General features: G+C 31.9%; 20 protein-coding genes and 1 other RNA gene. 13 read left to right on the forward strand and 8 right to left on the reverse strand.

Annotated elements, in window-relative coordinates:
• The first annotated feature begins 33 nt into the window (after window positions 1-33).
• Window positions 34-1230, forward strand: a complete 1197-nt coding sequence (purT, locus tag QFA95_RS02530) for a formate-dependent phosphoribosylglycinamide formyltransferase (protein ID WP_486463265.1) — start codon at window positions 34-36, stop codon at window positions 1228-1230.
• A 49-nt stretch (window positions 1231-1279) separates the two neighbouring features.
• Window positions 1280-3091, forward strand: coding sequence for a translational GTPase TypA (typA, locus tag QFA95_RS02535; RefSeq protein WP_486463266.1), 1812 nt, complete (start codon window positions 1280-1282; stop codon window positions 3089-3091).
• Here typA and QFA95_RS02540 read toward each other — a convergent pair whose 3' ends face one another.
• Both QFA95_RS02540 and QFA95_RS02545 read right to left on the reverse strand, forming a co-directional pair.
• Window positions 3092-3688 (reverse strand): nitroreductase family protein, encoded by a 597-nt coding sequence (locus QFA95_RS02540; protein ID WP_486463267.1) that lies wholly within the window; start codon window positions 3686-3688, stop codon window positions 3092-3094.
• An 8-nt stretch (window positions 3689-3696) separates the two neighbouring features.
• Window positions 3697-4191, reverse strand: coding sequence for a GreA/GreB family elongation factor (locus QFA95_RS02545; protein WP_486463268.1), 495 nt, complete (start codon window positions 4189-4191; stop codon window positions 3697-3699).
• Between the two features lie 35 nt (window positions 4192-4226).
• Between QFA95_RS02545 and QFA95_RS02550 the strand changes: the two genes are divergently transcribed.
• Entirely contained in the window at window positions 4227-4475 is a 249-nt protein-coding gene (locus QFA95_RS02550) for a hypothetical protein (RefSeq protein WP_486463269.1), read from the forward strand.
• Here the strand turns inward: QFA95_RS02550 and QFA95_RS02555 are convergent.
• Genes QFA95_RS02555 through QFA95_RS02580 form a run of 6 tightly spaced genes read right to left on the reverse strand, consistent with a single transcriptional unit; the run spans window position 4456 to window position 9996 of the window.
• Window positions 4456-5460, reverse strand: a complete 1005-nt coding sequence (locus tag QFA95_RS02555) for a metal-dependent hydrolase (RefSeq protein WP_486463270.1) — start codon at window positions 5458-5460, stop codon at window positions 4456-4458. The genes QFA95_RS02550 and QFA95_RS02555 overlap by 20 nt on opposite strands.
• Window positions 5461-6159 carry an FkbM family methyltransferase gene (locus tag QFA95_RS02560; RefSeq protein WP_486463271.1) on the reverse strand — a complete coding sequence of 233 codons (699 nt, stop codon included), beginning with the start codon at window positions 6157-6159 and terminating at the stop codon, window positions 5461-5463. It abuts the gene before it with no gap.
• Between the two features lie 8 nt (window positions 6160-6167).
• Window positions 6168-7781 carry a glutamine-hydrolyzing GMP synthase gene (guaA, locus tag QFA95_RS02565; RefSeq protein WP_486463441.1) on the reverse strand — a complete coding sequence of 538 codons (1614 nt, stop codon included), beginning with the start codon at window positions 7779-7781 and terminating at the stop codon, window positions 6168-6170.
• Complete coding sequence (gene guaB / locus QFA95_RS02570; protein ID WP_486463272.1) at window positions 7729-9189, reverse strand: IMP dehydrogenase; 1461 nt, start codon at window positions 9187-9189, stop codon at window positions 7729-7731. The genes guaA and guaB overlap by 53 nt, the downstream gene beginning before the upstream one ends.
• 41 nt (window positions 9190-9230) lie before the next feature.
• Window positions 9231-9569, reverse strand: a complete 339-nt coding sequence (locus QFA95_RS02575) for an RnfH family protein (protein WP_486463273.1) — start codon at window positions 9567-9569, stop codon at window positions 9231-9233.
• Complete coding sequence (locus QFA95_RS02580) at window positions 9559-9996, reverse strand: type II toxin-antitoxin system RatA family toxin (protein ID WP_486463274.1); 438 nt, start codon at window positions 9994-9996, stop codon at window positions 9559-9561. The genes QFA95_RS02575 and QFA95_RS02580 overlap by 11 nt, the downstream gene beginning before the upstream one ends.
• Before the next feature lie 61 nt (window positions 9997-10057).
• Here QFA95_RS02580 and smpB point away from each other — a divergent pair, with 61 nt between their 5' ends.
• The 10 genes from smpB to QFA95_RS02630 all read left to right on the forward strand — a co-directional run bounded on the left by smpB (window position 10058) and on the right by QFA95_RS02630 (window position 19083).
• Window positions 10058-10510: an SsrA-binding protein SmpB gene (smpB, locus tag QFA95_RS02585; protein WP_486463275.1), complete on the forward strand. Its 453-nt coding sequence runs from the start codon at window positions 10058-10060 to the stop codon at window positions 10508-10510.
• Window positions 10500-12092: a hypothetical protein gene (locus QFA95_RS02590; protein ID WP_486463276.1), complete on the forward strand. Its 1593-nt coding sequence runs from the start codon at window positions 10500-10502 to the stop codon at window positions 12090-12092. Before smpB ends, QFA95_RS02590 begins: the two co-directional genes overlap by 11 nt.
• On the forward strand, window positions 12085-12966 hold the full coding sequence (locus QFA95_RS02595; protein WP_486463277.1) for a lysylphosphatidylglycerol synthase transmembrane domain-containing protein: 882 nt from the start codon (window positions 12085-12087) through the stop codon (window positions 12964-12966). The genes QFA95_RS02590 and QFA95_RS02595 overlap by 8 nt, the downstream gene beginning before the upstream one ends.
• On the forward strand, window positions 12953-13495 hold the full coding sequence (locus QFA95_RS02600) for a hypothetical protein (RefSeq protein ID WP_486463278.1): 543 nt from the start codon (window positions 12953-12955) through the stop codon (window positions 13493-13495). The genes QFA95_RS02595 and QFA95_RS02600 overlap by 14 nt, the downstream gene beginning before the upstream one ends.
• Window positions 13479-14354 carry a UbiA family prenyltransferase gene (locus QFA95_RS02605; RefSeq protein ID WP_486463279.1) on the forward strand — a complete coding sequence of 292 codons (876 nt, stop codon included), beginning with the start codon at window positions 13479-13481 and terminating at the stop codon, window positions 14352-14354. The genes QFA95_RS02600 and QFA95_RS02605 overlap by 17 nt, the downstream gene beginning before the upstream one ends.
• Window positions 14351-15649 (forward strand): FAD-binding protein, encoded by a 1299-nt coding sequence (locus tag QFA95_RS02610; RefSeq protein ID WP_486463280.1) that lies wholly within the window; start codon window positions 14351-14353, stop codon window positions 15647-15649. The genes QFA95_RS02605 and QFA95_RS02610 overlap by 4 nt, the downstream gene beginning before the upstream one ends.
• Window positions 15646-16311 carry a hypothetical protein gene (locus QFA95_RS02615; RefSeq protein ID WP_486463281.1) on the forward strand — a complete coding sequence of 222 codons (666 nt, stop codon included), beginning with the start codon at window positions 15646-15648 and terminating at the stop codon, window positions 16309-16311. The genes QFA95_RS02610 and QFA95_RS02615 overlap by 4 nt, the downstream gene beginning before the upstream one ends.
• Window positions 16308-17603 carry an NAD(P)/FAD-dependent oxidoreductase gene (locus tag QFA95_RS02620; RefSeq protein WP_486463282.1) on the forward strand — a complete coding sequence of 432 codons (1296 nt, stop codon included), beginning with the start codon at window positions 16308-16310 and terminating at the stop codon, window positions 17601-17603. The genes QFA95_RS02615 and QFA95_RS02620 overlap by 4 nt, the downstream gene beginning before the upstream one ends.
• Before the next feature lie 12 nt (window positions 17604-17615).
• Window positions 17616-17966, forward strand: a transfer-messenger RNA (tmRNA) gene (ssrA, locus tag QFA95_RS02625).
• Window positions 17967-18045: 79 nt separating this feature from the next.
• Window positions 18046-19083, forward strand: coding sequence for a sulfotransferase domain-containing protein (locus tag QFA95_RS02630; protein WP_486463283.1), 1038 nt, complete (start codon window positions 18046-18048; stop codon window positions 19081-19083).
• Window positions 19084-19132 lie beyond the last annotated feature (49 nt).

Below are 19132 nucleotides of genomic sequence, written 5' to 3' on the forward strand. Positions count from 1 at the left end.
ATAATTACAACTAAGTACACAGAAGGTATTTTTATGCAGTTCTCATCACCACTCAAAACAAATTCAACCAAGGTTATGTTGTTAGGCAGCGGTGAGCTCGGCAAAGAGGTTATTATTTCACTTCAACGTCTTGGTATGGAAGTCATTGCTGTGGATCGTTATGAGAATGCACCAGGCCATCAAGTGGCACACCGTGCCTATACAATTGATATGACCGATGCTGATGCACTCGAACAACTCATTCAAAAAGAAAAACCTGCTCTAGTGGTTCCTGAGATAGAAGCGATTAACACCAAGCTGCTTGAAAAACTGGAAGCTGAAAATTTAACCACAGTGATCCCTAATGTGCGAGCAGTTCAACTCACGATGAATCGTGAGGGGATTAGAAAGTTAGCTGCAGAAGAGCTTAAGATCCCAACATCACCGTATGCCTTTGCCAGAAGTAGCGATGAGCTCAAAGAAGCGGTAAATAAGATAGGTCTACCTTGTTTTATAAAGCCAACCATGTCTTCATCAGGTAAAGGTCAATCTCGTATTGAATCGATTGACGATGTTGAGAGGGCATGGGACTATGCTGCTACTTCAGGGCGGGTTAATGAAGGTGTGGTGATCGCAGAAGGCCAAATTGATTTTGATTATGAAATCACTCTATTAACAGTTCGATCTTTAAGCCCTGATGGGAATATCACTACTTCATTCTGTGAGCCGATTGGCCATCGACAGGAAGATGGAGACTATGTTGAGAGTTGGCAGCCACAACCCATGCATGAGCAGGCCTTAATTAGATCCAAAGAGATTGCTGAAAAAGTGACGTCAGCATTAGGTGGCTTAGGGCTTTTTGGTGTAGAGCTCTTTATCAAAGATGATCAGGTCTGGTTTTCTGAAGTGAGCCCTCGTCCACATGACACGGGAATGGTGACCATGATTACTCAAAAGCAGTCAGAATTCGAATTGCATGCAAAGGCCATCTTAGGATTGCCGGTGGATACTTCATTGTCTAATCCAGGTGCGTCTGCGGTCATTTATGGGGGGCATGATTGTGAAGCCATCCAGTTTCAAAATATCCCACAAGCATTGGCAGAACAGGGAGTAGATATCCGATTGTTTGGTAAACCTCAGTCATTCAAAAAAAGAAGAATGGGTGTCATTTTGGCGCATGCAGAGGATATTCAACACGCTAGAAATAAAGCACAACAAGCAAAATCTATAATCAAAACTGAATCTGTTTAATTTGTATAACGGTGCTATAATGGCGCGTCAATTTTTATGAAGAACCATCATGTCCAGAAACCTCAGAAACATCGCCATTATTGCCCACGTTGATCATGGCAAAACCACCTTAGTCGACAAACTACTCCAGCAGTCTGGCACCTTTGCGTCCCATAAAGAAGTCTCAGAGAGGGTGATGGATTCAAATGATTTAGAGAAGGAGCGTGGGATCACGATTCTTGCTAAGAATACTGCTCTGACATTTAATGATACCTTGATCAATATTGTGGATACTCCAGGTCACGCTGATTTTGGCGGAGAGGTAGAGCGTGTCTTGGGTATGGTAGATGGTTGCCTATTATTGGTGGATGCCGTGGATGGACCTATGCCGCAGACACGATTTGTCACAAAAAAAGCATTAAGTCTTGGTTTAAGACCGATTGTTGTGTTGAATAAAATTGACAGACCTGGCGCACGGTGTGATTGGGTCATTAATCAAACATTTGACCTCTTTGCTAATCTTGGAGCAAATGATGAACAGTTAGACTTTCCAGTGGTATATGCATCCGCATTAAATGGCTATGCAAAATTGAAGGAAGAAGACAGCAATGACGACATGAAACCATTGTTTGAGACTGTATTAAGTCATGTTCAAGCTCCTGAAGGTGACCCTTCTGCTCCGCTACAGATGCAAATATCGGCTCTTGATTATTCAAGCTATACCGGAAGATTGGCTGTCGGTCGTGTGCAAAACGGCACAATTAAACAAGGCATGAGTGTGTCTGTGATGGCTGGGGACAAAAAAATATCACAAGGACGCATTAACGAGGTGCTTGGATTTAAGGGGTTAGAAAGAGTAGCTATCGCTGAAGCATCTGCTGGTGACATTATTATTATCTCTGGTATTGAGGAGATTGGTATTGGATATACCATTTGTTCTAATGATAAGCCAGAAGGCCTTCCTTTGATGAAGGTGGATGAGCCAACATTAACAATGGACTTTGTGGTTAATTCTTCACCGTTGGCTGGGCGGGAAGGAAAGTTCGTCACCAGCCGACAAATCAAGGATCGACTTGATCGAGAGTTACTAACCAATGTTGCTCTAAGGGTAGAAGAAACATCAGATGCAGATGTATTTAGAGTTTCAGGTCGAGGTGAACTTCATCTGACAATTTTACTAGAAAATATGCGCCGCGAAGGTTATGAAATCGCTGTGGGCAAACCAAGAGTGGTATTTAAAGAAATAGATGGCGTTAAATCTGAGCCATATGAGTTTCTGACGGTAGATATCGATAATGAATCTCAGGGTGCGGTCATGGAAGAATTAGGTTATCGACGTGGTGAGTTAGCGAACATGGAAAATGACGGTGTTGGTCGAACACGATTGGAATATAGAATTCCTGCTCGCGGGTTGATTGGTTTTCAAAGTGAATTTTTAACGTTAACTCGTGGCACAGGCATCATGGCCCATATTTTTGATAATTACGGTCCAATTAAGGATGATATTCCTGGAAGAAGAAACGGTGTCTTAATTTCTGCCGAACATGGTGATGCGGTGGCTTATGCATTATGGAAGCTTCAAGATCGTGGAAGAATGTTTGTTCATCCAGGAGATAAATTATATGAAGGAATGGTGATCGGTATTCATTCCAGAGATAATGATCTAGTCGTGAATCCAATTAAGGGAAAACAACTGACTAACGTGCGAGCGTCTGGTAAAGATGAAGCGGTAAACCTCACTCCACCGATACCATTGTCACTAGAATATGCCGTTGAATTTATTGACGATGACGAATTAGTTGAGATAACTCCACAATCCATTCGTATTCGAAAGAGATTTTTACTTGAGCATGAGCGCAAGAGAGCTTCTCGAGAAGCATAACTATCTGTAGTTAACCACTTGACTTAAGTTTAATTGGCCACCACGTGGCCATGCATCTTGAAGTTTTTTACCAATTGCTACAAACATCACCGGTATCTGGTTTTTAGGGAATTGAAGCAGTTTTGATAACTCTGGAAAATCAAATCCATCCATTGGACAACTATCGTACCCCATATTTTTAGCACAAAGCATCATAGTCATCGCTGCCATACTACAAGATCTCATGACTTCATCACGCTGCATTTCTTTTTTATTACAATAAAAATCAGTAATCATGGACTCCATCATATTTTGTACATTTTCATCAGCATTTTTCCAATATTTTCTTGGGTTTTTTTTCCACGCATCTAAGTCACCTGATATCACCACTAATAATGATGCATCGGTCACTTGTGATTGATTAAAACTAATTTTTTTAATTTGTTCACGCAGTTCTTTATCTTCAATCACATCAAAGCGCCAGTGCTGAATATTAAATGCGGTGGGTGATAATAAAGTCATCTTAAAAAGCTCGTTGATCTCATCCTGGTTCATTGTGTGATTAGCGTCAAAATGTTTAATTGATCTTCTGTCTTGAACTATTTTTTTAAAATCCATACTACCCTCTAATAATTTATAGAATCAATAAAGACGACACGGTTGCCGTCAGCTCTTTTCCAAATAACTTCATCCCCAATAGATGAACCAATTAATTCTTTTGCTAATGGGGAGACGTAACTCAATTTATTTTGCTTTATATTAGCCTCATCCTCACCAACGATTTGAAATATAAAAGTCTTATCGTTTTCATCAACCAAGGTAACATGAGCGCCAAATAATACTTTATTATTGTCCTCATGCTTCTCGATGAGAATAGCTGTTTCTAAGCGTTTAAAATAATAACGTAAATCACGTTCCAATTTCATCTTATTTTGTTTAGTTTCTGGAGAATCTTCTAATTCTTTAATTGATTTTATTTCTGTTTCGATTAAATGAATTGTTTCTTTTAATTGTTTATGCCCATTAGGCGTGACGTAATTGGGTAACTGACTTATCGGTCTTTCAGGAATATCAATTCCTGCATGTTCTAAATCATTTTCTTTTACAAAGGCTCTGCTCATATTGATTCTTTTTAAATAATACGTATATTATGGGGATGAAAGTGTTATTTACCACTGTTTTATTTATTTTTTATCACCCTCTTTTTGCTAATGATGAAACCTCGCTGCACTGGACCCAGAAAATTTTTAGTAAATCTGAGAATCGATTAATTAAGTTAACGCAAGACTTTCAATGTATTGATTCATCATCGACTAATTTTCAAAGCTCAGTCCCAATCGAAAAATTTAGTTCAATGAATGATTGTGAGTTTTATTTAAAGAGTATCAATCAAAATAACCATTAAATATCATTTTAAAAAATTGCTTAAAATCTCTTTTTTGTAATGACCTATTTGATATAAATTCAACATGACTCTCGGTATCAGGAGTTAAATGAATTCCCCATAAACCACCAATCTCATTCGGAAGGTTTGAATAACGAATATCAAGCAGCTCATATTCATTTTGTGGATTTACAGCCACAAAATCCTGGCTAAACCATAAAAAACGATCGATATCTTTCTTTTGCGTTTCTCTCAGCTCATCGAAGTACGAGAGATCAGACGTATTAAATTTTTTTATTTTTTGGCCGGTAAATATTTCTTTTTTTGGACCAATGTTGACTGCGTCGATATAAAAGTAATCATTGTGTTGATAAATTATCTTCCATAAAATTAAGTTACCAAAACTTGGTTTTACGCTAATAATTTCTGGGTGATGATTTCTTTTTGTAACTATGTCTTTTGCTACTTGTTCTGCTCGATGATTTTGTATAAATCCAAAAAATAAATAAATCAAACCCCACCCTAAAGCAATTTTTGCCCAGAAGGATTTTCTTTTTATGAGTGATAAGATTAAAAAAATTAGGACAGGAATCGTAAATAATGGATCAATGATTGAAATATTGTTCCAGCTTATACGTTCGTTTGAAAATGGCCACAGTAACTGAGTTCCATAACTGGTGCACGCATCAAGTAATCCATGTGTACCATATCCTAAAGTTGCAAATAACCAAGTTTTTAAAAAACTAAAAGGGATTAATTTAAAAAATAAACCATAAAAGATTAATGTGAAAATCAAACCACCCACTGGAATAAAAATTAATGAGTGTGTGAATTGCCGGTGAAATTCGAGAAATAAAAGTGGGTCATGGTTTGATCGAAAAAAAATGTCGATATCTGGGAAGATGCCAGCAAGAAAACCAATAATAAATACTAAAAAAATATTTTTTTTATTGGAAAAGATTTGCGAGAGTGAAGCACCAAACACTCCTTGACTTAAAGGATCCATTTATCTAGTAGATTTTATATAAACGTCATCGCTAAAACTAAAAGTGGGGTACACGAAACTTTTTTCTAATTTATAACCATTATTTTTTAAAAATAGCTTAACTTTGTCATTATTATTAATTTCATACATGTTATTTTTTGCATTTTCAACTTGAATAAATTTAACATTCATTGTTTTTAAAATTTTGGTGGCACCCTTTAAGACTGAAAGCTCACTTCCCTCAACATCGATCTTCAAAAGAACTTGATCTTGCTTTTTTAATTTTTTTATCAGCACATAATCTAACTTATTGGTTTTAACAGTTATTTTCTTTTTAATAAGGCTTTTTTTCCCAAGAATAAACTTTTTAAACTTTATCCATAAGTTTTCTTCATTTGATTTCAAAAAGGACGAAGTTAATGAAAGTTCATTTATATATAACTCTCTTAAATCATTTTTTTCATCACATGCGATATTAAATAATTCAACTTCCTTAAAATTGCTTATATTTTTTTTTAAAACTTTATATATTTCTGGTTGTGGCTCAAATGCATAAATTTTTTTATAGTTATTTGTTCGCATTTTTTTCAAATACTCACCTTTGTGCGACCCAACATCAATTAATTTATCAATATTTTTATTCTTAAAATAGTTTTTAATTCTATTTTGATGATATAAATCAAGAATATTAATAAGATTTTCAACTAGCTTTGAAAGCATTGCTTTATCTATTCCCATTCAATTGTTGAGGGTGGTTTGCCTGATATGTCATATACAACCCTATTGATCCCTTTAACTTCATTAATAATTCTATTAGAAATTTTAGCTAATAAGGAATAGGGTAGTTCAGACCACTTAGCAGTCATAAAATCAGTCGTTTCAACCGATCTTAATGCAACGACATACTCATATGTTCTTCCATCACCCATCACGCCAACGGATTTTACGGGCAAGAAAACACAAAATGCCTGAGAGGTTTTGTCGTACCAGCCTGATTGTTCTAATTCCTGAATAAAGATATCATCAGCCTCTCTTAGCAAATTAGCGTACTCTAATTTAATTTCTCCAAGAATTCTGACTCCTAGACCTGGACCGGGAAAGGGGTGGCGATACACCATATGATCTGGAAGACCGAGTGCAACTCCAAGTTTTCTGACTTCATCTTTAAAGAGCTCACGTAAAGGCTCTAATAATTTAAGGTGAAGAGTTTCGGGCAAACCACCTACATTATGATGGCTCTTGATGTTATGACCTTTTTTAGTTTTACCACCTGCTGATTCAATGACATCTGGATAAATTGTCCCTTGAGCTAACCATTTCGCATTTTTAATCTTTTTTGATTCATCCTGAAAAACTTCAACAAAGTTTCTACCAATTATCTTTCTTTTCTCTTCTGGGTCATTAATCCCTATTAAATCATCCATAAACTTTTTGGTTGCATCCACATGAATGACTTTCACTCCAAGATTTTCTTTAAATAAAGAAAGCACTTTTGTTGCTTCATCTTTTCTCAATAAGCCGTGATCAACAAAAATACATGTGAGTTGATCACCAATTGCTCTATGCAGTAAAGCAGCAGCAACGGATGAGTCAACGCCGCCAGATAAGCCTAAAATAACATGTTCATCATGAACTTGATTTTTTATATCCTTAATGGCGGTTTCAATATAATCCGGCATATTCCATTCTGGTTTGCAATCAGCGATATCTAATACAAATCTAGCTAAGATATTTTCACCTTGGCTAGTATGAGTGACCTCTGGATGAAACTGGACACCATAAATTTTCTTTTCATCATAAGCAATGGCAGCAATGGGAGTTGAGTCGTTGCTCGCAATGATTTTGAAGTGGTCTGGAATACTTTCCACCTTATCTCCATGACTCATCCAAACATCGAGCAATCCATGTCCATCGGGATTTGTATGATCTTGGATATCTTTTAAAAGAAGTGAGTGACCATGAGCTCGGATTTGAGCATGACCAAACTCACGCTTGGAGCTGTTGGTCACCTTACCACCAAGTTGTTCACATAAAGTTTGCATTCCATAGCAGATTCCAAGGATTGGAATATTCATCTTAAATATTTCTTGTGGAGCCTTTGGTGTTTCATCTTCATACACTGAGTTTGGGCCTCCAGACAGAATAATTGCTTTTGGAGAAAAATCATTTATCTTTTCTAAGCTGACATCGTAGGGGTGGATTTCACAAAATACATTCATTTCACGAATACGTCTCGCAATTAACTGTGTATATTGCGAACCAAAATCTAAGATGAGTATTTTATCCAACTTAATCCAATCTATAATTTGGTGCTTCTTTTGTGATATGGACGTCGTGCACATGAGATTCGCGCATACCTGAATTAGTAATCTGCACAAATTCAGCTTTTTCTCGCATGTCATTGATATTTCCAACTCCAACATAACCCATGGATGCTCTTAAGCCTCCCATAAGTTGATGAATGACATTTTTAACCGAACCTTTATATGGGACTCGACCCTCAATACCTTCGGGGACTAATTTTTCAGCATTATCTTCCGTATCTTGAAAATAACGATCTTTAGATCCCTGTTGCATTGCTCCAATTGAACCCATGCCTCTGTAAGATTTATACGAGCGACCTTGAAATAATTCAACTTCACCTGGAGCTTCTTCGGTACCTGCAAACATACTTCCAAGCATAACGTTATAGGCCCCAGCAGCAAGTGCTTTAGCCACATCGCCTGAATAACGAATACCACCATCAGCAATAAGCGGTATTTTTTTTGCTTTTAATGCTTCCGCAACATTGTTAATTGCAGTAATTTGAGGAACACCTACACCAGCAACAATTCTTGTTGTACAAATAGATCCAGGACCAATACCGACTTTGACGGCGTCTGCACCTGCATCCACTAATGCTCTTGCAGCATCTGCGGTGGCTATATTGCCGCCAATCACATCTGTGTTTGAGAAATTTTTCTTGATCCAATTGACTCTATTGATCACGCCTTGGGAATGTCCATGAGCGGTATCAACCACAATTACATCTACACCAGCATCGACTAAAAGTTCTACTCGTGCTTCAGTATCTGCACCGACACCCACGGCAGCACCAACTATTAATCTTTCTTTATTATCCTTGGAAGCAAAAGGATGATCAGATGATTTTTGAATATCTTTAACGGTAATAAGACCTTTCAGTTGATCGTTGTTATCAATTACAAGCAATCTTTCTAATCTATGTTGATGAAGTAAGCGCATCACTTCTTCTTTTGAAGCTTTTTCGTTAACAGTCACCAACCTTTCACGGGGGGTCATCACATTCTTAACTGGCTGATTTAAGTTCTCTTCGAATCTGAGGTCCCTGTTTGTAACAATACCGACAACTTTATTATTTTCAATCACAGGTAATCCAGAAATTTTATGTTTCTTGGTTAAATTAATGACCTCATCAACCGTCATATTCGGGTCAATTACAATAGGATTTAAAACCACACCTGACTCAAAACGTTTCACTTTAGACACATTTTCCGCTTGATGTTGTGGAGACATGTTTTTATGAATAATACCAATGCCACCTTCTTCGGCCATGGCAATTGCTAACTCAGATTCAGTCACGGTATCCATTGCAGCTGAAAGCAGGGGGATATTGATTGAAATATTTTGAGTGAGTTGAGTAACTAGTGAAACTTCTTTAGGTAATATGTTCGATCGAGCTGGGACTAATAAGATATCATCGAATGTTAAAGCTTGTTCTAAGAGACGCATGTTGAATTCCTTATCGCGCAAAACAAGATTATACAGAAAACTTAAGCTTTTGAGGAGTCCTCCTCATTATTCCCTCCACCTTTTTTCATTTTTTTCCCTTGCTCTGCTCTTTGCCTTCTTATTTCTTTGGGATCAGCTATTAGGGGACGATATATTTCAACTCGATCTTTCTCTCTTAATTCTTGATCAATGGTGGTGTGTTTGCCAAAAATACCCACAGGACTTTGGCTAAGATCAATCTCTGGGAATTGTTGTTGTATTCCGGATTGAACTATCGCCTCTTGAACCGTCGTCCCTGTTTTGACATGGATGGGGATAATCAGTTGTTTGGTTGGAGAAGCATAAGCCACTTCAACTAAAATTGTTTTATCACTGGTCATTATTGCTTTTATTTGCCTCTTTTATAAATTCATCAATAAATGTATTTGCAATCATGTTAAATACTGGTGAAATTAATTTTTCAAGGATAATATTACTAAACTGATATTCTAGCTTTAATTCAATTTGGCAGCTATCATTGTCTAAATTTTTAAAAATCCACTGACCAGAAAGAGACTTAAAGGGACCATCAATTAGTTTGATCATCATTTCTTTATTTTGCTTTTTGGTATTTTCAGTGGTGAAAGTTTGTCTTATTCCTTTATAGTTAATTTCAATAGAAGCAATGGTTTTGCTGTTATCTCGTTCAAGGATTTGAGTCGATCCACACCAAGGTAAAAAACGAGGATAGTTTTCAACTGAATCAACAAGTTGAAACATCTTTTTTGATGAATGAAGAACAATGGCTGATTTATGGATATTATGCATTTCTTTTATGGATAATGAACTATCAAGTACAATGCTATTTTAAATTACTTTCAACCTGATTTTGACTATTATTACCAATAAAAAAGCTTTCCATGACTACTTTATTGAAGAAAAGTATGAGGCGGGTATTGTGCTAGAAGGCTGGGAAGTTAAAGCTATTCGAGACAATCGAATTAATATTAAAGAGTCCTATGTCATTATTCAAAGAGGTGAAATCTATTTATTAGGTTGTCATATTACCCCTCTTGGAGCAGCCTCAACCCATATTAGACCAGATGCTATTCGCACTCGAAAGCTTCTTTTAAAAGGTCAAGAGATCGTCAAGCTCATTGGTAAAGTAGAGCGCTCTGGTTTTACACTTGTCCCATTAGACTTTCATTTTTCAAGAGGAAAAATAAAGGTTCAAGTTGGTTTGGCAAAAGGTAAGAAGCAGTATGATAAACGCCAAACTGAAAAAGAAAAAGATTGGAATAGGGAAAAATCTAGAATTCTTAAGTCAGCTAATGCAAAATAAAGTAAATATATTCATTGTCATATTTTTTCTTATTAGTTATCTAACTGGAATTTTTTTAAACTTATCTCCAATACCTATACAAGACAGCTGGGATCAGATTTATTCTTTTTTAAATAAAAAAAATGATTTAGACAGCTGGATTAGCTTTCATAATGAACATTTAATTTATACGGCTAGAATATTTTATTTTTTTAATTTTTTACTCACAAATGGTCATCCTTACGGATTAATTCTTTTAAATAATTTCTTTGTATTTTTTAGTCTATATATTTTTTTATATTTTTTTAAAAAAATGTATTCATTAGGTAATTATGATTTATTAAAAAATTCACCAATTATAATTGTTCTTATTTTATTTTGGTCGCAGAAAGCAAATTTTACCTGGGATGTTCAAGCTCAGATGATATACACTCAAATTTTCCCTTTAATACTATTTTTGTTACATTTTTTAATCAATTATCAGAATAGGAATCGATTACTACCTGTTTTTTATTTATTTTTATTCTTAACTCTTGGCGGAATGGCAAATGCTCTTTTATCAGCATTTATACTGATTTTTATTTCGTTATACGATATAAAAAAAATTAACAAGTATTATTTTTATCCTCTCATAATTTATACAGCTTTAATTGTTTGTTTATATTTTTTTGGATTGCAATCAAGTCAAGAAATTCATGTAGATTTTTCTTTAATATTTATTAAATTATTAAAAGCTATAATTTTTTCTACGATTCTTTTAGGCAGTGTTGTTGGGTTTTTGCTTGGCAAAAGTACACTTTCAATGTTTGCAGCTGCATTGATAGCTTTAATGTGTATCGTATTAATCTCTAAATCTTTTTTGACTTTTAAAACAAAAAAAAATATAGATAATATTTGTTTTGTATCGATAATTATCTTTAGTATTTATCTTGCATGTACAGCAATTTTAATTGGCTTTGGCCGAGTTGATGATGAGGGAATCAAAGCTGCTTATTCAGGGAGATACTCAACAATTTCTGTTTATTTTTTTATATCTACTTTTTTATTGTGCTTTAGTTACTTAAAAAAATATATCAATGGCAAATTGTATTTTCTACTTCTTATCCTCTTTTGTGGTTATCATGCAACATCTTTCACAAATAAATATACTAAAGTTAAAGAGAAGGAGTGTGCTTTCATAGAGCCTTTTTTAAATAAGAGATTGCTTTCATATGAAAAATTACATCCATCAGAGAATCATGTGAGAAATATTTTTGATGAATCATTAAATAATGAATATTATATATTTGCAAAATTTAACCACTTTATTTTAGATAAAGAAAATTCATTAACTTCGATAGACTTTAATGGTGAAACTGAATATGAAATCGAGCCTAGTATAAATGCAGAAAGATATTCTAAGGTTTATATAAGTTTTAATACAAAAATCCCTTCAGATTTTTCTGGTAAGTCATTCATTAAAATCAGCAACAATACAAAAGAAATAGGCTATTTTACAAACATAAATGATACGAAAAAAAAATCAACACTTTGTGGTTATGTTGATAAAGATAATTTTGATATCTTAGAATTGTCTAATTACAGATTTAGATTATATGAATAAAGTTATTAAAATTTTAATAACGGCTCTTGCTCTCTATGTATGCTCAATGCAATTAAATATGTTTAGCATAAGAGAAATGCTAAATAATCTTAATTATCTATTCTTAATTCCTATTTTTGTTTCAATAATTTGCCATCTCTACTTTTTGGCATTAAGGTGGCATTACTTAAATAAAAATCTTCACATCAAACAATCAAAAAAAAAGATATATTATGCGACCTTTTATGGTTTTGCCTTAAATCAAATACTTCCTACGTCAATTGGTGGCGATGGATACAGAATATACATATTAAAACAATTCAAAAATAAAATAATGAATTCAATATATGCGGTAACACTCGATCGTTTTTTTGGATTGTATTTTTTAATTTTCATCACAATGCTATCAAGCCTTTATCTTGGAAAAATCAATGACTTATTTTTCTTTATGTCTCTAGCTATTTTTTTAATATTTATAATAAGTTTAATAATATTTCTTATAAATGTTCAGGTTAAAAATAAAGTCGTTAACTTTTTTTTGAAGCTTAATTACGACCTTAATCATTTAATTTTTTCTAAAAATAATTTTAATATCGTTGTTTCTAGCATAATCAGTAAATTTTTTAACATTTTAATATTTTTATTTACTCTATATTTACTCAACTTTGATGTCACATGGGATAAAATTTTAATTATTCCACTAATTCTTTTTTTTGGATCATTACCTATATCTTTTGCAGGTTGGGGTTTACGAGAGGGCGTATCAATTTATTTATTTTCTTTTTTATTTATTGATATTAATCAAAGTTTTACCGTATCTTTTATGTTTGGTTTTTTGCAGCTTATTTTTGCTTTATTTGTGTTCATTTTCAATCTGTCATATGAAGAAAAATAAACATATTTTTGTCGATCTTGATGGCACATTAATCTATGAGGATTGCTTTAAACTTCAGATTAAATCATTTATAAAAAAAAATTATTTTAATTTTTATAAATTAGCTCTACTTTTCATATTTTATAAAAGATCAGCTGTTAAAATAAAATTATTTAGCTATTTAGGTTTTGATATAAATCAAGTTACTTTTAATATGAATCTCATCAATTATTTAAAAAAAAAGAAGCAAAATGGATACTCACTTCACTTATACTCAGGCTCATGTGAACAAATTGTAAAATTCATATTTAATCATTTAAATATATTTGATTCTTATTCTGGATCTACAAAAAATATCAATCTGACAGGTCGATTAAAAAGAGATCATATACTTGATATTTGCCCATTAGGAAATTTTTCATACATTGGGAATTCTTTCTCTGATCTTTTTATATGGAAAGTTTCAAGCAATCCGTTGATTGTTAGAAGTTCTTCAATAGTTAAGATGGGTCTTCACAAGGTATTTAATTTAAATGTTATTAATGATTAATTTTTATAAATTACTTCGCTTGCAACAGTGGTTAAAAAATATTTTAATTTTTTTCCCATTGTTTCTGTCATTTGAGGGCTTTAACTCAGAAAATTATTTTCAATTATTATTAGGTTTTGTAATTTTTTCCTTAGCATGTTCATCAAATTATATTTTAAATGACATATTTGATTTAGAGGATGATTTAAAGCATCCTGCAAATAAAAATAGGGTCATCCCCTCTGGCTTGATTTCATTAAATTTATCCAAGATTATTTTTTTGTTATTATTTTTAATTTCAACCATAACAGCCTACTTATTTAATTTAAATTTTTTCATTCTGGTTTTATCTTATTTATTTACAGCTTTGATCTACACATTATTTTTAAAAAAATTTCCTATCATCGATTTGGTAGTTCTAAGCAGTTTTTATATCTTTAGGATAATCATTGGTATATCAATTGTTGGTATTGAATATTACTCACATTGGCTCATTATTTTCTTTTTTCCATTTTTTTTAAATTTAGCAATTATAAAAAGATTAGCTGAAGTAAAAAATAGAGCAGATATTAATGATTCCAAAAATAGACCTTATGTTAAATCTGATTTTTCCAGGCTTCGACTTGGTTATTTTTTTTCACTCACAATAACTTCTTTGTGTTTTTTTATGTATGGAATTAGAGATGAATCAATTGAACCTAATTTAGTATTCTTACTACTGTCATGTTTTTCTATTTTCTTATGGAATTTTTATATTTATAGAAAAATGTTAAATAATGTAAATTTTTTTGATCCATTTTCAGCTTCAATTTTTGATAATCGAAGTATATTATTGGGCGCTTTATTTATTTCTTTTGTGTATTTGTCAAATATCTTATGAAAAATTTTTTTAAATCATGGGGAAATTTAAATAAGAATACTTTAAGTAACTTTACTTATTTAGATAAAAATTTTACTAAGAAAGTTTATAAAATTGACCAATATACAACATTTGGAAATGGCAGAAGTTATGGTGATGTCTGTCTTACAGATAAAGGATTGTATGTTGATACAAGCAATAATAATAAAATCCTTAAATTAAACAAAAAGAAGAAATTGCTAAATGTTCAATCTGGAGTAATGCTGTCAATGATTTTTGAATATTTAACTGACTCAGATTTAACGCTACCTGTTGTTCCTGGTACAAAATTCATTACAGTTGGTGGGGCAATTGCAAATGATATACATGGAAAAAATCATCATTATTCTGGTTCATTCGGAAATCATATTGAGTCAATAAAGATATTAAGGTCAGATGGTAAAATTTACTCATGTTCGAAGACAGCTAATAAAGATTTATTTTATGCAACTATAGGGGGTTTGGGTTTAACTGGCATAATAATAGAAGCCACATTAAGATTGGTTAAACATTATTCAGATTTTGTTAACATTAAGAATCTGCCTTTTTATTCTATTGGTGAATTTATTGTTTTAAGTAGTAAATATAAAAAATTCAATTATATCGTTGGCTGGCTTGATGTTACCTCAAAAAAAAATAGAGGGATATTGGAGTTTGCTAATTTTTCAAATGTTAAAAAAAGAGTAAAAAAAAATAAGATTAATAAATATTTGTTTAGTTTTCCTGGTTTGAGATTTAATATATTATTTAAGCCATTAATCATATTATTTAATTATCTATACTTTTATAATCTATGTTTTTTCAAAAAAAATATTACCTCAAGCTTTTTTAAATACCACTTCCCGCTAGACAGTATTAAAAATTGGAATTACATGTATGGACCAAATGGTTTTTATCAGTTGCAATTTTCATTCCCTAAAGATACGGCTGAATTTCACATTGACTATATTTTAAATTTTTTTAAAAATTTAAAGCAAAATTCTTTTTTAACAACAATAAAATGCTTTGGAAGTCTTGATAGTCCAGGGATGCTGGGATTTGTTAAAAGCCATCACATTACCGTAGCCTTAGATTTTGTTAATTCAAAACCCTCAGTTCAATCAATAAAAGTAATTCAGGACTATATTGCTGACAATAATGGAAGAATTTATCCTGCAAAAGACGCTTTGATGACAAAATCAAACTTTTACAAAATCTATGGAAAAAAAACAATCCAGAATTTTTTAAAGCATAAGGACAAAAATTCATATTCATTGATGTATGAGAGGTTATTTTGAAAAACTTATTGTTTATTGGATCAAACTCAGAGCTTGCTCGTGATTTAAGAGTTTATTTAAACCATAAAGATTATGGTTTAAATATTTCAGGCATCTCCAGAGCAAAAAAGTCTTTGTATGTTGATTACTGTATTAAAAACTATTTTTCTAATAACTTTACAACCTTATTAAGAAAAGTTTTATCTAATAAGAATATTGATATGGTTTTTATTTTTAATGGATCTTCTGATGAAAATTTATCTAACGATGAACTTATCAATACCAATTTAATTGTTCCTTCTAATATTATTGATATCTGTAACACATTTTCTCTTAAGAGCCACAGGCCAATTAAGATAATATTTGCATCCAGTGTGGCATCACAATTCATAAAAAAATCAAACTATACTTATGGCCTTTCAAAATTTTTTGTTGAAAATTATCTAATTAGAACTTCAACTTCAAATCCATATTTATCTTATTTAATTTATAGATTAGGGCCTTTCAATAGCAAGTTAACCAAAAATTTTAAACAAAAGTTTGCAATTGTAAGTATTCGTCTAATAACAATAGGGATTTATAGAAAAATGTTTCGAATTGACTCTGTCTATTCGATCCCATCAATTTGGTTCCTTATAAATATTATTCTTAATTTTTTTCCATTTCTAAAGAAAAGGCTATGAGAAATAATAATTCAATTGCAATTCTTGGAGGTGGTCCAATGGGTTTAGCCTTTGCTTACGAATTAAAAAAACTTGGTTATGATATTTCAATTTTTGAGGCAGATGATAGGCTTGGAGGTATGACCTCGGTTTTTGAATTTGGTGATCTTAAAATTGAAAGGTTTTATCATTTTCATACCACATCAGATACAGATTATTTCCAATACTTAAAAGAGCTTGGTATTTATGATAAATTAGTTTGGCGAAATACCAAGATGAGTTTTTTTATTAATGGAAAATTATTCCCATGGGGAAGTGTCTTTTCTCTACTTAAGTTTCCTTACATTAATTTTTTAGACAAATTTAGATATATCTTCCACATTTTTTACTCTACTAATCTTGCTAATTGGAAACAATTAGACAAAATTGATGCAATTTCATGGTTAAAAAAATGGTTAGGACCTAAAAGTTATAGTCTTTTTTGGAAATCCTTATTAGATTATAAATTTTATGAACTAAAAGATAATCTTAGTGCGGCTTGGATTCAATCAAGAATAAAGCGTGTAGCTAAATCACGAGATATTTTTTTAAAAGAAAAGCTAAGTTATCTTGAAGGATCATCACAGCTTTTTTTAGATGCTATTGAGAAAAATTTAAAAAATAGTAATGTTCGTATTTACAAATCATCTCCGGTCAAAGAGGTTCTTGTAAATAACAACACTGTGAAGCACATTCAACTTTTTGATGGTCAAAAATTCAATTTTGATCAGGTTATTAGCACCATTCCAACCCCCTTTGTTAGCAAAATTTTTCATGGTTTGCCTACAAATTATTATAAAAAAATACAATCAATACAAAATGTAGGTGTTGTTTGTTTAATCTATAAAATAAAGGGAAAATTTAGTGACTCATTTTGGTTAAATATAAATGATTCAAAAATGGATATCCCTGGTGTAATTGAATATTCAAATTTAAATCCACTAAAGCATGGAATACTCTACATTCCTTATTACATGCCAATAACAAATATGTTATTTGATAAAAAAGATGAATTTTTTATAAAAAGAACAAATAAATTTTTGAAATTAATTAACCCAAATTTTTCTGATCAACTAATTCTTGATGTAAAAGTAAACAGATACAAATCTGCACAGCCTGTTTGTGAAAAGAATTTTAAAAATATGCTGCCTAATTTCAAGGTCGATAATATTGATAATCTTTTCATTGGCGATACCTCATTTTACTATCCTGAAGATAGGGGAATTTCTGAAAGCATTAAATTTGCAAAAAAAATGGTAAAGTTATATTTCTAAAAGAATTGTTTTGGGGCTGACCCGGTTTCGACGTGGGTTACAAAACAGAATAGGGCATACCGAGGCCTAGTGCCCTCGTAAAAAAAGCTAGAAAATTAGTAATCGCAAACGACGATAACTACGCTTTAGCTGCTTAATCCAGCTAAACGCTGTCCTGATATGCCACTCGCTCAGGCTACAGCGTCATATAGAGAGGCTCGGAAATTATTGGGTTACTTAGTAGTTTCTTAAATTTAAGGTGACTCGTTAATATATTTGGTTGCTTGTTACTGAAGTGTTAATTAAATTAAATAATAAGCTAAGTATGTAGAACTATCTGCAGAGGACTCGCGGACGGGGGTTCGATTCCCCCCAGCTCCACCATTGTTATTAATTAAATGATTTATAAATCGTTAAAGTCAATAATTTTGTAGTTTATGAAATTTTACCAATAATTAAAAAAATGAAATTCTTCAATAATCTTTATAGAAAAAAATCAATATTTATTGTTTCAGTTCCGAAAAGTGGAACAATATATACATGGAATAAGTTAGCACAACTAACAAATTTTAAAGTTCCAAATTTTGCAAAAATGAAAAATTTCTCATTACATTGTGCTGGCCAAGATTTTAATCACGGCATATATGCTTATTCTGATGTTTATTCAACTGTTTTAAGACCAAATGTATTGAAAAAATATCGTTTTAATAATGTCGTAATGGCACATATGGGTCCATCTAAGAACAATAAAATGGTGTTAGAGCAAACAGGCTTTGATAAAATAACTGTGCTCTTAAGAGATCCAAAAGATGCGTTAGTATCATGGTATTATCATTGTGAAAAACACCACAATTGGGACTATTTTTCAAAGATTTACTTTCACCCGAAAGAATACTATTCATGGAATAAAAAGAAAAAAATAGATCATCTAATAAAATCTTATTTTCCAATAATAGCCAATCTCATAAAGTCATGGTTGTATGAATATTATTTAAATAGTAAAAAAATAAATTTAATGAGATTTGATGAACTTAAATCATACCCTGATCAGTATTTTAAAAATATATTAAATTTTCACCAAGTTGTACAACATAATAATATAGATCTTGCACCAAAAAAAGATGCAATGCATTTTAGAAAAGGCCTCAATAAAGAGTGGAGAAATGAGCTAACAACGGATCAAATTATCCAATGTAATGCAATTATTGGATCAGATTTTAAGGAATTATTTAATACAATAATATGTAAAAAGATTAATACGAAGATCTTATTAAGTAAAAAAAATGCTAATTCATTTCATAGAAAGTTATCATCCTTCATATATCAATTTCCTAATTCAGAACTTTTATATAATGCACTACTTAAGGTATGTAGATATAAGAAAATTAAGAACATAATTAAGTTTGAAAAATTTATTAAAAGTATTGATTATGATGATCATGGCAATTTTTATTTGGAAAAAGAAAGATTAGATTCAATTAAAGAATATTTGTATCAATAAAAGTAAATCATTCTTAATTAAAAAGCTTCTATGGCTTAATTATCATTCC

The sequence above is a fragment of the Candidatus Methylolitoribacter marinus genome (assembly GCF_051853155.1).
In the GTDB taxonomy this organism is placed as follows: domain Bacteria; phylum Pseudomonadota; class Gammaproteobacteria; order Burkholderiales; family Methylophilaceae; genus BACL14.

Excerpts from the sequence above, each read along its gene's own strand:
- purT (WP_486463265.1), top strand. The coding sequence starts at position 34 with ATGCAGTTCTCATCACCACTCAAAACAAATTCAACCAAGGTTATGTTG.
- typA (WP_486463266.1), top strand. The coding sequence starts at position 1,280 with ATGTCCAGAAACCTCAGAAACATCGCCATTATTGCCCACGTTGATCAT.
- QFA95_RS02540 (WP_486463267.1), bottom strand. The coding sequence starts at position 3,688 with ATGGATTTTAAAAAAATAGTTCAAGACAGAAGATCAATTAAACATTTT.
- QFA95_RS02545 (WP_486463268.1), bottom strand. The coding sequence starts at position 4,191 with ATGAGCAGAGCCTTTGTAAAAGAAAATGATTTAGAACATGCAGGAATT.
- QFA95_RS02550 (WP_486463269.1), top strand. The coding sequence starts at position 4,227 with ATGAAAGTGTTATTTACCACTGTTTTATTTATTTTTTATCACCCTCTT.
- QFA95_RS02555 (WP_486463270.1), bottom strand. The coding sequence starts at position 5,460 with ATGGATCCTTTAAGTCAAGGAGTGTTTGGTGCTTCACTCTCGCAAATC.
- QFA95_RS02560 (WP_486463271.1), bottom strand. The coding sequence starts at position 6,159 with ATGCTTTCAAAGCTAGTTGAAAATCTTATTAATATTCTTGATTTATAT.
- guaA (WP_486463441.1), bottom strand. The coding sequence starts at position 7,781 with ATGTGCACGACGTCCATATCACAAAAGAAGCACCAAATTATAGATTGG.
- guaB (WP_486463272.1), bottom strand. The coding sequence starts at position 9,189 with ATGCGTCTCTTAGAACAAGCTTTAACATTCGATGATATCTTATTAGTC.
- QFA95_RS02575 (WP_486463273.1), bottom strand. The coding sequence starts at position 9,569 with ATGACCAGTGATAAAACAATTTTAGTTGAAGTGGCTTATGCTTCTCCA.
- QFA95_RS02580 (WP_486463274.1), bottom strand. The coding sequence starts at position 9,996 with ATGCATAATATCCATAAATCAGCCATTGTTCTTCATTCATCAAAAAAG.
- QFA95_RS02590 (WP_486463276.1), top strand. The coding sequence starts at position 10,500 with ATGCAAAATAAAGTAAATATATTCATTGTCATATTTTTTCTTATTAGT.
- QFA95_RS02595 (WP_486463277.1), top strand. The coding sequence starts at position 12,085 with ATGAATAAAGTTATTAAAATTTTAATAACGGCTCTTGCTCTCTATGTA.
- QFA95_RS02600 (WP_486463278.1), top strand. The coding sequence starts at position 12,953 with ATGAAGAAAAATAAACATATTTTTGTCGATCTTGATGGCACATTAATC.
- QFA95_RS02605 (WP_486463279.1), top strand. The coding sequence starts at position 13,479 with ATGTTATTAATGATTAATTTTTATAAATTACTTCGCTTGCAACAGTGG.
- QFA95_RS02610 (WP_486463280.1), top strand. The coding sequence starts at position 14,351 with ATGAAAAATTTTTTTAAATCATGGGGAAATTTAAATAAGAATACTTTA.
- QFA95_RS02620 (WP_486463282.1), top strand. The coding sequence starts at position 16,308 with ATGAGAAATAATAATTCAATTGCAATTCTTGGAGGTGGTCCAATGGGT.
- QFA95_RS02630 (WP_486463283.1), top strand. The coding sequence starts at position 18,046 with ATGAAATTCTTCAATAATCTTTATAGAAAAAAATCAATATTTATTGTT.